This is a genomic window from Thalassotalea piscium (assembly GCF_030295935.1).
In the GTDB taxonomy this organism is placed as follows: Bacteria; Pseudomonadota; Gammaproteobacteria; order Enterobacterales; family Alteromonadaceae; genus Thalassotalea_B; species Thalassotalea_B piscium.
On the sequence record NZ_AP027362.1, the window covers coordinates 2,274,574 to 2,289,580 of the forward strand.

Genomic DNA, 15,007 nt, shown 5'->3' on the forward strand with positions numbered 1-15,007 from the left:
GTTGTTGCCCATAAATAAGTGAAAACACCGTAGAAAAACCAAAGAGGCGCTGTCCTGCGGATACGTTTAAAGATGATTTACTTTTCGTTGCTTACACGGAAGTAGGTACTTAGCGTGAACAGAACGCGGAAGCTATCTAGCTCATTTATGTAGAGTAACTACACTTTATTCGCTACGCCTCAATTAAATTATGTTTAATTCGTACAAAATTTGTACTTAAAAGTTCAACGCGCCCTAAAGGAAATATAACTAAAAAGTTAAATGTCCCATTAGTGATAAATAATTATTGTGTGGTAGAGATCACTTTCTGCTTTTGCCAAGTCTATTGCCCTGCTAGAATAAACACACTAAAAATTTACCTCATGTTACTTACGGAATTTTGCATTCATGCGCACGAGCCAATATTTACTATCAACACTAAAAGAAACCCCTGCAAGTGCAGAGGTCATTAGTCATCAATTAATGCTACGTGCAGGTTTAGTACGTAACGTTGCATCGGGCTTATATACTTGGTTACCCACTGGCTTAAAAGTGCTGAGAAAAGTAGAGGCCATCGTTCGTGAAGAAATGGAAAGAGCTGGTGCTATTGAAGTACTAATGCCAATGGTGCAGCCTGCAGATTTATGGGAAGAGTCTGGTAGATGGGAAGATTACGGTCCTGAGCTACTACGTTTGAACGATCGCCATAACCGCCCGTTTGTACTTGGCCCAACACATGAAGAAGTGATTACTAAATTAGTTGCTAATGAAATAAGTAGCTATAAACAATTACCGTTAAACGTGTTTCAAGTACAAACCAAGTTTAGAGATGAAATACGTCCGAGATTTGGCGTAATGCGTGGTCGCGAATTCTTAATGAAAGATGCCTACTCATTTCATTTAGACGAAAGCTGTTTAAAAAATACTTATCAAAAAATGTATGACGCTTATTGCAGAATATTTGAACGCCTAGGTTTAGATTATAGGCCAGTTATTGCAGATACAGGGTCAATTGGTGGCGATGCTTCCCATGAATTTCACGTCTTGGCAGATTCTGGTGAAGATGATATTGCCTTTAGTGACACTAGCGATTTTGCAGCCAATATAGAAAAAGCTGAAGCGTTAGCACCTCAAGGTACTAAACCAGAAGCAACTGAGCAATTAACTAAGGTCGCTACACCAAATGTAAAAACCATTGAAGAAGTCGCAGCTTTTTTATCTGTTAATGTAAAACAAACCGTTAAAACATTATTAGTAAAAGGTGACGATGAAATAGCACCTGTAGTTGCATTAGTACTTCGTGGCGATCATCAATTAAATGATATAAAAGCCGAAAAGATTAGCGGTATTGCCACACCATTAACCTTTGCTAGCGATGAAGAAATTCAAACTGCTGTTAATTGTAATGCAGGCTCAATTGGCCCTATTAATTTAAGTATCCCCGTGATTGTTGATCGCAGTGCAGCACACCTTGCTGACTTTGTTTGTGGAGCGAATATTAACGATATGCACTTTACTGGTGCTAACTGGGATAGAGACTTTCAAAACTACAGCGTTGAAGATATACGCAACGTAGTTGAAGGCGACCCTAGCCCTTGTGGCCAAGGAAACATTGTTATTAAGCGTGGTATCGAGGTTGGTCATATATTCCAATTAGGAGCCAAATACGCACAAGCAATGAACTGCGGCGTACTAACAGAAGCAGGAAAAAATCAAATATTAACTATGGGATGTTACGGTATTGGTGTGTCTCGTATTGTTGCTGCAGCTATTGAGCAAAATCATGACCAATATGGTATTAAATGGCCAAGTGCTATTGCACCGTTTCAAGTAGCTATTGTACCTATGAACATGGCTAAATCTGCACGCGTTAAAGAAACTGCTGAGAAATTGTACTCTCAATTACAGCAAGCCGGTATAGAAGTTATATTTGACGACAGAAAAGAACGTCCAGGGGTTATGTTTGCTGATCATGAGCTTATTGGCACGCCATTTTTACTAATTGTTGGTGAAAGAAACTTAGATAATCAACAAATTGAAGTAAAAAATAGAATTAGCGGTGAAAAGTCTTTAATGGATATTAGCGACATAATGAACTTATTTGCCCGTTAATTAACCTCAACTCGGGATAATAAATAGCTCTCTAGCAGCTATTTTTCCTTACTTGTGTGTTAAATTCATAAACAATAGAATAACTATTTTTAATGAGTTTGCCTTGAATTAAGAAGAACTATCAAGCTAGTGAGTTGCTACAACCACAAGTCTAGTAATTTCAGGGCATTAACTTATCTCTTAACCCGAGCTAAGGTTAATTAGTCACTAGGGCGTATGCTCAAAGGTATATAAACAAGCTCAATGGTGTTTAGCCATTGAGTTTTTTCTTTATAGTGACTTTAAATCATACAAAGCTAGCTCACTCAAGCGCTGATCAATATCTAACAGTAGCGCTTGGTATGCCTGCGAATGAATGGCTTCATATTTAGCTTCAAATCGCTTTGATGATAGCCCTTCTGGCAAGCCATCAATACTCGGTAATAAGGTTTCATCAGTTATATGCGCCAATAAGCCTTGTACTTTAATCGCATTTGGTTGTGAAGTTGTCGCTAGCTCGGCTAGGCGTGTACCTGCTCTGTCAGCCATTAGATCAGCAAAAGAAAAGCCTGAGCCCCCTTTATTACTGTCGATAAACTCTTTAAATTCACCAATAGCATCACTAGCACTTACTGAAGAAAAAAGCTGTAATGCTACAGAATAAATAAAATGTTTTTGTAAATCTGCGCGGCCTTGCAATAACGTGTAACTCTGTAGTTTCCTTCGCAATTTTTTATTGTTCATATCAAGTTGAGAGATATCTCCCACTAATAATTCAAATTTATCTGCACCAAAGTAGAGCCCCAAGGCCAGTAAAGCCGCTTTATTTTCATTAATAGCAGCAGTTTGACCAAAAGCTAAGGTGCGCTGCTCAGCAAACTGAAATAGATGACGAAAGTAATAGGCTAAAGACGCTTTATTTGGCGCCAGCGCTGATACATGAACAAGTTCTTGATAATATGCGCTAATAATCGCAGGGTCACCAAATAAACTTAGCTCGTCTCTTAAGGCAAAGAGTAAAGAGCCCTCTTTGTTGAGGCTTGCTAAGTTTTTCGGTAAAGACAGCGTAAAAGTACAATATGCTTTATTAATACGAACTTCACCTATCATTGTTAATAGCGAGTCACCCAAGTTGACTTGCACAAGGTTATTAAGCGCCCAACGGACCATTCTTAATGTAAAGGTACCCGAGAGGGATAAACTACCGATACTAATAGTATTTAACACTAGCCTATCTTGTGAGGGTAAAATTTGTGTTTCAATATTTATGTAGCGGTTAATAATAGGTAAACTAACACTAACGGCTACATTCATATTCTTATTAGATAGCGTTATGTTACTCGCTACATTAGGAATAGCACGATGCAGCAAAGCAGATAAACCGTTAAGTTCACCTTGCGACATAGTAATTATTGAGGCATCTTGCTGTTGCTTTAAAACGGACAAAGTGCGTTTTAATAATTGCTTACTTTTTTGTGCTAAAGCGCTGTCTAATTGATTATTTTGGATTACACTTGGCTGAGCGTCTATTGCTAAAAACAGCGTAATACCTAAAGAAATTACCACTAAAAGAATAAGCAATAAAAGCCATTTTACAATACGTTTAAACAAGTGTTACTCGTCTTGGTTAGTTATACAGAAATACATTAAAATTAATGGCCGCAATATTATCGAGTTCACAGAAAATGTATAGTAAAAATAGCTACCTTTATTAACCTATGTTTGTGTATCACATAAGTCCCAATAAATTTTACGATTAAAATAATGGGCTAAACGTAAGTTAAGGGCTTTAAAAGTTGATAATGGAGTATCGTTAGGTTTAAAGCACTGCCAAATAAATTGATGACAGTTATTATCAATTAAATGATATGGCCGACTGGTAAATAATTGCTCTGTCGCTCTTGAAGCAGCCGTTTCACAACATAGTGGATCTGCATTAGAGTCGCAGGCAATGAAAATATTTTTTCCTGATCTTTCTTTAATAAAACGCGTTGGCGAAATAGGTTTTATTAAACCATTACCATCAAACTCTATGATCATATTATCTTCGGTCCAAATCCCAGTATGCTCTAACACACCACCAACACCACAGCAGACAATAGCTCCCACTTTAGGAGAGGTCCTTTCAGTGGTTGAAAGCATCTCGCTCGGATACGTAGCAATAGGCGACTCGTAACGCGCTAAATGTTTTAATGTTTGTACCGACGCATAACGACGTCTTTTTTGTTGCTGTAACTTTCTGTCATCAGCCAAGGCTTTTACCGTTAAAGCAGACAGTGATGCAGCACCCAACCAAAACAAGGGTAAAGGCATAGTGAATCTCCATAAAGTCAGTCTTTAATAACTAGATTAATTACTTTTAACATATTTGCTATAAAAAAAATGAAAGTAACTGTTTCATTATTCAATATAATTCGTTTTAATGGCTTAAGTAACATCATTATTTAGTAAAACCTAAAACTAAGCCTACCACTCATCGAACAATTAAGAAGTAAGTTATGAAAAGCGTAAAAAAATCGACCAAACTCAACAATGTCTGTTATGAAATTAGAGGACAAATTGCAGCAGAGGCCAAGCGCTTAGAAGATGAAGGGCATAAAATTTTAAAACTCAATATCGGTAACCCTGCCCCTTTTGGTTTTGAAGCACCAGACGACATACTAAAAGATGTTATTCACAACTTACCAAGCTCGCAAGGCTATAGCGACTCTCAGGGCATTTATTCGGCACGCGTTGCAGTTATGCAGTATTTTCAACAGCAAGGTATTTTAGACATTTGTGTCGATGATATTTTTATTGGTAATGGCGTAAGTGAATTAATTGTAATGGCAATGCAGGCACTACTTAATAATGACGATGAAGTGCTTATACCTGCTCCAGACTACCCCCTATGGACTGCTGCTGTATCTTTATCTGGTGGTAACCCCGTTCATTACCAATGCGATGAAGACAATAACTGGTTTCCAAATATTAAAAATATCGAAGCTAACATTAGCAATAAAACCAAAGCTATCGTGTTAATTAACCCAAACAACCCAACAGGCGCGGTTTATACAGAAGAGGTGCTACAAGGAATTATTGATTTAGCCCGAAAACACAACTTAATTATTTTTAGTGACGAAATATACGACAAAATTCTTTACGACAATTCGGTTCATATACCCACAGCTAGACTTACCAACGATGTATTGGTGATCACTATGGGCGGTTTATCTAAAAATTACCGTATTGCAGGTTTTCGTGCCGGATGGATGGTTATATCAGGCCCTAAAATACATGCTGAAGATTACCTAGAAGGCTTAGTCATGTTGTCTTCTATGCGATTGTGCTCTAACGTGCCTTGCCAACATGCCATACAAACCGCTTTAGGTGGTTATCAAAGTATTAATGCACTGATCAGTGGCGACGGTAGACTAGTAAAACAACGCAATTTAGCTCATAAACTCATCAATGAAATAGACGGTTTATCTTGCAATCAAGCAATGGGTGCCCTTTACTTTTTTGTAAAAGTAGACAAAGAAAAGTTTAATATTACAGACGACGAGAAAATGATCCTCGATCTGCTAAAACAAGAGAAAATTCTATTAGTTCATGGACGTGCATTCAATATTAAAGAGTACAACTACTTCAGGTTAGTATTCTTACCTCATGTTGATGAACTAAGGCCAGCACTAGAAAGGCTAAAAAACTTTTTTAGCCGCTATAAACAATAAAAATGGTGATCTTTGCAGATAGTTTCACTTCATCTTACCACAAATATTTGTAGCTAAAAGATCAACATGCCTTAGGGTAAATCAGGTATAATGGCACAGTAAAATGGTCTGTATAACTAACATACAGCTTGTTGCAACTAATATGCAGTAAACGACAACACACTCTTATTAAATACCATCAACAAACAGGAATATATTAATGGCTGAATCTCAAAGCACTTTTCTCGCATGGATGTTTAGAATGCCGTTAATTAAACGTTGGGCATTAATGTTTTGTGTAAAACCTGAAAATGTTGCTGAGCACTCACATCAAGTAGCCGTTGTTGCCCATTTACTCGCTGTTATTCGTAATAAAAAATTTGGCGGCACTATCAATGCCGATCGTGTTGCTACAATTGCCCTTTACCATGAAGCATCTGAGACGCGTTATGGGGACATAGTAAGCCCAACAAAATATGCTAACCCTGAAATAGCCCGTGAATTTAAAAAGATTGAAAGCTTAGCAGAAAAAGAATGTTTAGCATCATTACCTGTTGAGTTTCAAGAATTATTTACTGATATCATCGTGCAAGATAACGTTGATGAAGAGTACAAAATAATTGTAAAAGCTGCCGATATCCTCGTTGCTTATATAAAAGCTATTGACGAACTCGCGCATAATAACCACGAGTTTACACACGTAGAAGAACGTTTAGATAAAAAACTTAACAGCATGAAGGAAGAAATGCCTGAGGTTGCCTACTTTTTAGATATATTTTTAGCTTCTTGCTCATCCACGGTTGATCATTTAACCAAAAGTAACAATTAATCTTTTTTAAACCTCTAGCACAATTAACAGACAAAGCAATGCGCTGACTTACAATAAGTAATAAATGTGAGTTGGCCTAGTTTAATTGATATGCCTAGTTTAATTGATATACACAGTTGAATTCATATCCCACTTTACTGAATGCTCCTAACTTGAATATTGTGGAAGTGTCACATAAATAAGTTATTGCAAGAATCCAATCAAGTTTGCTGTGCAAATATGGGCTTTTAACAAAACCAACACCACTGTTACCTCATTAAATTGTGCCACACTTGCGCTCTTCACTCGTGTTAGCTATACCTTATTAGTTGATTACCGTTTACCACTAAAACACTAAGTTACCATGGAGAAAATTTATGACTAACAACCCTGTAGGCTGGTTTGAAATATATGTATCAGACCTCTCAAGAGCAAAAACTTTTTATCAAACGGTATTTGAGGTAAAGCTAGAGTCGTTGGGTGATCCCACTGATGACAGTATCAAAATGTTAGCATTCCCAGCAAATATGGACAAATACGGCGCGACCGGTGCACTCGTAAAAATGGATGGATATTCAACTAGTGGAAACGGTACATTAATTTATTTTTCCTGTGAAGATTGCTCGATAGAAGAGTCTAGAGTTAATTTAGCGGGTGGTGCTATTCAAAAGCCTAAAATGTCTATTGGCGAGTATGGTTTTATTAGCCTAGCTGAAGATACAGAAGGTAATTTATTTGGGCTTCACTCTTTAAAGTAATACTAAAGTAACTTTACAGTTATTGAAATCAAGTCGCTGCTTGATTCAATTACCTTAGCTATCAAGGCATATTGGCTGGTTGCTTTATTGAGCAGCCCAATCGGCCTTTATTTCGCTTAACTCTTCATAATGCTCAAGAAAAACATCAACTAAGTCAGGATCAAATTTAATTCCTTTTTGCTGAATAAAAAATGCCTTTATCTGCTCATCATCCCATGCAGCTTTGTAACTTCTCGCTGAACGTAAACTATCATAAACATCAGCAAGTGCCATGATACGAGCTTCTAACGGTATAGCTAGGCCTTTTAACCCTTCAGGGTAACCACTTCCATCCCAGTTTTCATGATGAGATAGTGCCATTTTTGCACCCAACTTAGAAATACTCGCTTGGGATTTTGACAATAATTCACTGCCTATCTCAGCATGCTGTTTCATTAGCAACCATTCAGCATCGTTAAGCTTTCCAGTTTTCTGTATGACTGATTCAGGTACGATAATTTTACCAATATCGTGCAAAGGTGCCGCTAAACGAATAGCTCGAGCATGGTCATCAGCTAAGCCTAATTTAAGTGCGAGCAGTTCACAAACAAGCGCCACACGATGAACATGTTGTCCGGTTTCTTTACAGCGCGCTTCGATAGCATCGCCAACTATGTAAAGTAGCTCTTTTTGTGTCCTCTCTATCTCATGTTGCTTAGTTAAGTTTTCTAAGATCAAAGCAATATTAGTGGCGAACAATTCAACCAAACTAGAGCGAAAATGCTCATTATCATCTTCAAATTCAATATAGAGCACAGAAGACACGTTACTTGCTGTTTCGTAATAGCCAATAAAGCAATGGTCATCCGTATAGTGCGCTTTATTATCAAAGGCTTCTCGTATTAACTGTTTAATATCATCTGATATTTCTGACCGGTCTAAGTCATCAGATTCACTCACGTACTTCCCGGTGCATGCAAGAATATAGTTGGTACTTTTTTGGTCATAATCTATCTGATTTCGGGCAATATAAAGTGCAGAGCTGTCTAGATCCATTAGGGTAAGTAAATTATTTAATGCCGCCGAGCCAAAAGATTTAAATTGATTTATTTTAAGAAGATCATGCGTAGATTTAATGAGTTGTTTAAAGGCGTCTAAGCTTCTCTTGATGATCATAATATCGCGATAAGCTCTGATTGCTGCGTATACTGTTGTGATCATTTTATTCGCAGTAAAGTCTGTTTTTTCTTTATAGTCATTAGGGCGTGTTGATCTTTCGAGTACAAATTTTGTACGAATTAAACATGATTTAATTGAGGCGTAGCGAATACAGTGTAGTATTCTACATAAATGCGCTAGAACGAAAAGTAAATCATGTTTAAACGTATCCGTAGGACAGCGCCTCTTTGGTTTTTCTACGGCGTTTTCACTTATTTATGGGGAACAACCCCATTACATAAGTTCAGCCTTGTATAAACACCAAATAAATCGCTGCAAAAATGTACAGCAAAGTTCAACACGCCCTAATATCAAATTCTTTAATGACTTTAGCTTCTGGTGCAGAACCCGCTTGCCCTGTTCTCAATATTAATCGTATTGATTGATTTTTAAGATCGTTTCTTATCCAATCAACTAACTCAAGTCCTGCATGGTCAGTTTCCATCACTACGTCTACGAATGCCATACAGAAAGTATCATCATTTTTTAAAATTTTTTGCGCTTCTTGTGAAGAAAATACTGAGACAATCTCTAATGAACGATTTTCAATAATCGCATCAGACAATACCAGTTGAGTAATTTCATGAACGGCTTTATCGTCATCAACAACGAGAATACGCCACACTTTTTTATTTTTTTTATTTGTATCTGTAGGTTCGACTGATTCTTCATCCTTAAAAACGAACATAGACATACACTTAAGCCTCAAAAATACACATAATAGTTTGAGTGTAGACCAGTTAGAAAATTTTACTAACTATCGATAAAACATAACAAGATTAAAGTTAAAAGGTAATTAGAAAAGGTGATTTTTTCTAAGAGTCAAACCCCTACATAGCAATTAATTATATCTAAAAACAAATAAATTGTAATTTTAGGTTGACACTGATAGACAAACCCCTTAAAAATATAGGCACAAAACTTATAGTATTTAATATAAACAAATGAATTTTTCAAATTTACTCAACGTCGTCCTCTTAGTCGTGGTGGTTATTAAACCAGCGCGGGGATTGTGTATTGTGTAAATAATGTAAGTAATTTAACAAATACTGAACCCTCGCTCTGAAAAGACCGAGGGTTTTTTTATAGATTTTTTCTAATAATTTTAAAGGGTTAACTCATGAAAAAAAACGCGTTCACGGGCGCTGAAATGGTGGTAAAAGCACTTGCAGCGTTAGAAGTAAAATACATTTTTGGTTACCCTGGTGGTTCGGTGTTAGATATTTATGATGCAATTTTCCAGCAGTCTGATTTTGAGCATATTCTTGTACGCCATGAACAAGCAGCTACTCACATGGCTGATGGTTACTCACGTGCGACAGGGAAAGTAGGTGTTGTACTGGCAACCTCTGGCCCTGGCGCAACTAACTGTGTTACAGGTATTGCAACAGCTTACATGGACTCTATTCCTATGGTAGTACTTGCAGGCCAAGTACCAACCAACTTAATTGGCGATGATGCTTTTCAAGAAACTGATATTGTTGGCTGCTCACGCCCTATTGTAAAACATAGCTTTAATTGCAGAACGTTAGAAGACATTCCAAACACTATTGCTAAAGCATTTTATATTGCGAAAACAGGCCGCCCTGGCCCGGTGGTTGTAGAGCTTCCCAAAGACATTTTAATGCCGCACAACAAAGGGGAGTTCCACATTGAAACTGATGTTAAAATGCGTTCATACAACCCCACTAAAAAAGGTCACCCTAAGCAAATTCGCAAAGCAGTAAAAACGATTAACTCAGCCAAAAGACTTGTGGTTTATTCAGGTGGCGGCATAGTGTTAGCTGATGCTGCAGAGTTACTAACCGAGTTGGTTGAAACATTAAACGCACCTTGTACAAACACATTAATGGGCTTAGGCGGTATATCGGGCACTCATAAAAACTTTATTGGTATGTTAGGTATGCACGGTAGTGTAGAAGCTAACAAAACCATGGCAAATGCCGATGTTATTTTAGCGCTTGGTGCTCGATTTGATGATCGCGTTACCAACAATGTTAAAAAGTTTTGCCCTGACGCCACTATCATTCATGTTGATATTGACCCTACGTCTATTTCTAAAACGATCAATGCGCATATCCCAGTAGTTGGTTTAATTGATATCGTTCTACAACAACTATTAGATGAGTTAAAAGAAAGTAATTACCATATAAACCAACAAGCCAATGATAGCTGGTGGCAACAAATTAATGCGTGGCGGGCTCTAAATAGTGCGAGTTATGTGCAAGATGATGGCAAAATAAAGCCTCAGCGAGTAATAGAGTCAATGTACAAAATCACCAATGGTAAAGCGTATGTTTGCTCTGATGTTGGACAACATCAAATGTTTGCGGCCCAACATTACCCTTTTGCTAAGCCTCGTCAATGGATTAACTCTGGCGGCTTAGGAACAATGGGTTTTGGTTTGCCTGCCGCAATGGGGGTTAAGTTAGCTTTTCCAGACAGCCATGTTATCTGCATTACTGGTGATGGCTCTATTCAAATGAATATTCAAGAATTATCAACTTGCTTACAGTATAACTTGTCTGTGGTTATTATCTCACTAAACAATCGCTCTTTAGGCATGGTACGCCAGTGGCAAGATATGATTTATGGCGGCAGGCATGCTTCATCTTATATGGAGTCGCTACCAGATTTCGTTAAACTAGCCGAGTCATACGGCCATATAGGTATGCAAATTAATAACTTAGATGAGCTTGATGAAAAATTAACACAAGCTTTTGAAATTAAAAACCGTTTAGTATTTGTTGATGTGTTAGTTGACGAACTTGAACATGTTTATCCTATGCAAATACGCCTTGGTGCTATTGATGATATGTGGATCAGAAAAGGAGAGAAAGCATAATGCGTCGTATTTTAGCTATTTTATTGGAAAACGAACCAGGGTCATTATCTCGTATTGTTGGCTTGTTTTCACAACGAGCGTTTAACATTGAAAGCTTAACCGTGGCTCCTACAGAAGATGCCAGTTTATCACGTATTACTATCGCCACCAGTGGCGACGATAGAGTGCTTGAGCAAATAGTGAAGCAAGTTAACAAGCTGATAGATGTAATTAAAATAACAGACTTAACCGAGAGAAGTCATATTGAACGAGAGTTGTTATTAATTAAAGTGTTAGCGATGAATGAAAAGTCGCGCACCGAGGTTAAACGTATTACCGATATTTTTAGAGGCTCTATTGTTGATATTGGTAAACAAATTTATACGGTTCAACTTACTGGGGACGCTGAAAAGCTTAATGCCTTTATTGAAACCATGGGCAATGAAACTGAAATTATAGAATCGGTACGTTCAGGTTGCGTTGGCATAGGCCGTGGTGAAAAAGCCTTAAGGGTGTAGCTGCAAAGTAGCCACTTTGTAATATAAACGTTTGAACATTAAACTAAAACTAAGCTAAGTGCTTGGTTTTAGCTTTACTAACCCTTATGGTGCTCAGATGACAACAACTGTAGTAAAAGCCAGCAACAACGATAAAAAAGCAATATTGCGATTTTATAAGCAACAGCATTATTCAGCAGGTTTTTTAGGGTTTGATCATACCTACTATATTCAAAAAAACGCTCAAATAATTGCATCTGTTATCCTTTCTAAAATAGTAGAAAGCAATCCTCAAATGTTGCTTCATGCACTTGTGGTCGATAAACAATATTCAAGGCAAAAGCTGGCAACAACCCTGTTACAGCATTGTATCAGCCAACACCCTGCCCTCGTTTGTTTTTCAACAGATGCATTAGCATTACTCTATTTTAAAAATTCTTTTTCACTTATTCCAGAAACACAAATATCTCAAGTGCTCCAACAACGTTATCGCATTTATCATCAAAAAAATAACAAACTTCGTTGTTTTATCCATTATTAGGCCATGATTAAATGCAATAGCTTTATTATTTAACCTAAATTCGGGATAAGTTAAGTACACAAATAAGCCTTATTCACACAAAACTTATAGCATTGGTAGTAAACTTGCACTTAGTACTAAGGAAGAAATACTCTAAAATATTGCAAAGTATAACTTTTATATGCGTTAAACGTACATCCATTATCCCGAGTTCAGGATATTTATGATTTTTAACAAGCGCTTTGTAAAAATAAGCCATTAAGGCATTTTACCTTTTACTGAAACCCTATATATTAAAGACCCTAGACTGAGTTAAATTATAAAGTAGGTTGCTGTGACAAAATCATCTTTAACTAATAAGCCCTTAAAAGCGGGTGGTATTTCTTCCCTTAAATCTACTATTAAGCATATTATTGACAGCCAACAACCACACACAAACATTAAAAATTTACTTAACGCTAATCAAGATAAAGGTTTTGACTGCCCCGGTTGCGCATGGGGGGACGAAAAAGAAGGTTTATTACAATTTTGTGAAAATGGTGCTAAAGCAATATCGTGGGAGTCAACCAGCAAAAAGGCTGATGCTAGGTTTTTCAAGTCTCATTCCGTTAGCTACCTAAAAAAACAAAGTGATTACTGGTTAGAGTATCAAGGACGCTTAACTGAACCATTACGCTATAATTCAGCTACTGACCATTATGAACGTATTAGTTGGCAAGATGCATTCAGTTTAATCTCAACACATTTAACTCAGTTAACCTCGCCAGATCAAGCTGAATTTTATACCTCAGGAAGAGCCAGTAATGAAGCCGCTTTTCTCTATCAGTTATTTGGCCGCATGTTTGGTACTAATAATTTTCCCGACTGCTCAAACATGTGCCATGAAGCAAGTGGCGTTGCCCTTAATGAAAGTATAGGTATCGGTAAAGGCACAGTAACATTAGCCGACTTTGAGCATGCTGATGCTATTTTTGTTTTTGGTCAAAACCCCGGCACTAACCACCCAAGAATGATGAACACCTTGCGAAAGTCTGCTCGTGCAGGCTGCAAAATAGTGTCATTTAATAATCTAAAAGAAGTGGCGTTAGAGCGATTTGCAAGCCCACAAGACCCTGTTGAGCTATTAACTCCAAGCGCAACAACGATTAGCCATTTGTATCTATCACCAAAGCTAGGCGGTGATATGGCTGCTGTTCGTGGTATTTGTAAATATATTTTAGAAAAAAACGAAACGGCGATTAAGCAAGGTAAACCCGCAATAATCGATATTAACTTTATCGCTGAGCACACAGTTAATTTTAAAGACTACCAACAACAAGTTATAACCACCCCTTGGGATAAAATTGAACAACAATCGGGCTTAACACAAACAGAACTAACCCAAGTAGCAGAAATCTATTTACAATCTAACCGTGTTATTTGTACTTGGGCAATGGGAATTACACAACATAAACACTCTGTTGCCACCATTCAAGAAATTGTGAACTTACAGCTACTTAAAGGCAACATTGGTAAAGCGGGCGCTGGGTTATGCCCCGTTCGTGGACATTCTAATGTACAAGGTAATAGAACCGTTGGCATTAATGAGAAGCCAAGTGCAGAATTTATTACTGCGCTAACAAAGTTAGTTAATAAGCCTTTACCGTTTGATGGTGGGCATAACGTTTATTACGCAATAAAAGCACTACTAGATAAATCAAGTAAGGTAATCATCTGTTTAGGTGGAAATATTGCCGCAGCAGCCCCTGATACACAGCAAACGTTTGAAGCGCTTTGCAATAGTGAATTAAATGTACAAATAAGCACAAAGCTAAATCGCAGCCATTTGGCGGTAGGAAAAGATGCGCTAATTTTACCTTGTTTAGGAAGAACTGAAGTAGACCTTCAAGCAAGTGGACCCCAGTATATTACTGTAGAAGACACTTTTAGCATGGTGCATGCTTCACAAGGCAGTGTGCCACCTTTATCGACAGAACAAAAATCTGAAATCGCCATTGTTGCCGGTATTGCACAGGCTACGCTGGGTAATAAACAGATAAACTGGCAAAGCTTAACCGACAATTATGACTTAATTAGAGAGATGATAGCTCAAGCCTTACCCGAATTTTCAAATTTTAATAGTCGGCTTAAAACCCCTGGTGGTTTTTATTTAGGAAATAGCGCTGCAAAACTACAATGGAAAAATCAACCAGAAAAAGCATCGTTTGGGGTTGATCCTCTACCTGATAAACTCGTTGCTGAGCATTTTCAAGAAAACCAAAAAGTGAAATTATTTACGCTACAAACGTTGAGATCACACGACCAATACAACACCACCGTTTATGGTATGAATGATCGCTATAGAGGTATTAAAAATGAACGCAATGTCGTTTTTATTAATATAAAAGACGCGAGAAGGTTAAAACTTCTTGAAGATGACCTAGTCACTATTACCTCTATTTGGTCAGATAACCGCGTACGCTCGGTAGATGGTTTTAAAATAAAATTTTATGATATACCACAAGGTAACCTAGCGGCTTACTATCCAGAAACCAATCCGCTAGTACCGTTAGATAGTGTCGGTGATAGGTCGTTTACGCCAACATCTAAAGCAATCGCGGTAATGCTAGAAAAATCGGTTAGCAATAGAATAATATAAAAT

General features: G+C 37.4%; 12 protein-coding genes. 8 read left to right on the forward strand and 4 right to left on the reverse strand.

The genetic code is table 11. The annotated features are described in order from the left end of the window. The first annotated feature begins 387 nt into the window (after window positions 1-387). Window positions 388-2,091 carry a proline--tRNA ligase gene (locus QUD79_RS09895; protein ID WP_184423232.1) on the forward strand — a complete coding sequence of 568 codons (1,704 nt, stop codon included), beginning with the start codon at window positions 388-390 and terminating at the stop codon, window positions 2,089-2,091. A gap of 270 nt (window positions 2,092-2,361) precedes the next feature. Here the strand turns inward: QUD79_RS09895 and QUD79_RS09900 are convergent, their stop codons facing one another. Beyond that, window positions 2,362-3,681 carry a hypothetical protein gene (locus QUD79_RS09900; RefSeq protein ID WP_184423230.1) on the reverse strand — a complete coding sequence of 440 codons (1,320 nt, stop codon included), beginning with the start codon at window positions 3,679-3,681 and terminating at the stop codon, window positions 2,362-2,364. A 105-nt stretch (window positions 3,682-3,786) separates the two neighbouring features. After that, window positions 3,787-4,383, reverse strand: coding sequence for a C40 family peptidase (locus QUD79_RS09905; protein ID WP_184423228.1), 597 nt, complete (start codon window positions 4,381-4,383; stop codon window positions 3,787-3,789). 185 nt (window positions 4,384-4,568) lie between these two features. Here QUD79_RS09905 and QUD79_RS09910 point away from each other — a divergent pair, with 185 nt between their 5' ends. The 3 genes from QUD79_RS09910 (at window position 4,569) to QUD79_RS09920 (ending at window position 7,328) form a co-directional block, all read left to right on the forward strand. Further along, window positions 4,569-5,783, forward strand: coding sequence for a pyridoxal phosphate-dependent aminotransferase (locus QUD79_RS09910; protein WP_184423220.1), 1,215 nt, complete (start codon window positions 4,569-4,571; stop codon window positions 5,781-5,783). Between the two features lie 199 nt (window positions 5,784-5,982). Next, window positions 5,983-6,591, forward strand: a complete 609-nt coding sequence (gene yfbR / locus QUD79_RS09915; RefSeq protein WP_184423218.1) for a 5'-deoxynucleotidase — start codon at window positions 5,983-5,985, stop codon at window positions 6,589-6,591. Window positions 6,592-6,947: 356 nt separating this feature from the next. Next, complete coding sequence (locus QUD79_RS09920) at window positions 6,948-7,328, forward strand: VOC family protein (protein WP_184423216.1); 381 nt, start codon at window positions 6,948-6,950, stop codon at window positions 7,326-7,328. 84 nt (window positions 7,329-7,412) lie between these two features. Here QUD79_RS09920 and QUD79_RS09925 read toward each other — a convergent pair whose 3' ends face one another. Continuing rightward, the gene (locus tag QUD79_RS09925; RefSeq protein WP_184423214.1) at window positions 7,413-8,528 is read right to left on the reverse strand and encodes an HD domain-containing phosphohydrolase; all 1,116 of its coding nucleotides are present in this window, start codon (window positions 8,526-8,528) and stop codon (window positions 7,413-7,415) included. Window positions 8,529-8,820: 292 nt separating this feature from the next. Continuing rightward, the gene (locus tag QUD79_RS09935; RefSeq protein ID WP_184423212.1) at window positions 8,821-9,219 is read right to left on the reverse strand and encodes a DNA-binding transcriptional response regulator; all 399 of its coding nucleotides are present in this window, start codon (window positions 9,217-9,219) and stop codon (window positions 8,821-8,823) included. 426 nt (window positions 9,220-9,645) lie between these two features. Here QUD79_RS09935 and QUD79_RS09940 point away from each other — a divergent pair, with 426 nt between their 5' ends. The 4 genes from QUD79_RS09940 (at window position 9,646) to QUD79_RS09955 (ending at window position 15,004) form a co-directional block, all read left to right on the forward strand. Beyond that, window positions 9,646-11,370 carry an acetolactate synthase 3 large subunit gene (locus QUD79_RS09940; protein WP_184423210.1) on the forward strand — a complete coding sequence of 575 codons (1,725 nt, stop codon included), beginning with the start codon at window positions 9,646-9,648 and terminating at the stop codon, window positions 11,368-11,370. Further along, entirely contained in the window at window positions 11,370-11,867 is a 498-nt protein-coding gene (gene ilvN / locus QUD79_RS09945) for an acetolactate synthase small subunit (RefSeq protein WP_184423209.1), read from the forward strand. Before QUD79_RS09940 ends, ilvN begins: the two co-directional genes overlap by 1 nt. A gap of 97 nt (window positions 11,868-11,964) precedes the next feature. Continuing rightward, entirely contained in the window at window positions 11,965-12,387 is a 423-nt protein-coding gene (locus QUD79_RS09950) for a GNAT family N-acetyltransferase (protein WP_184423201.1), read from the forward strand. A gap of 313 nt (window positions 12,388-12,700) precedes the next feature. Next, window positions 12,701-15,004 (forward strand): FdhF/YdeP family oxidoreductase, encoded by a 2,304-nt coding sequence (locus tag QUD79_RS09955; protein ID WP_184423199.1) that lies wholly within the window; start codon window positions 12,701-12,703, stop codon window positions 15,002-15,004. The last annotated feature ends 3 nt before the right edge of the window (window positions 15,005-15,007 follow it).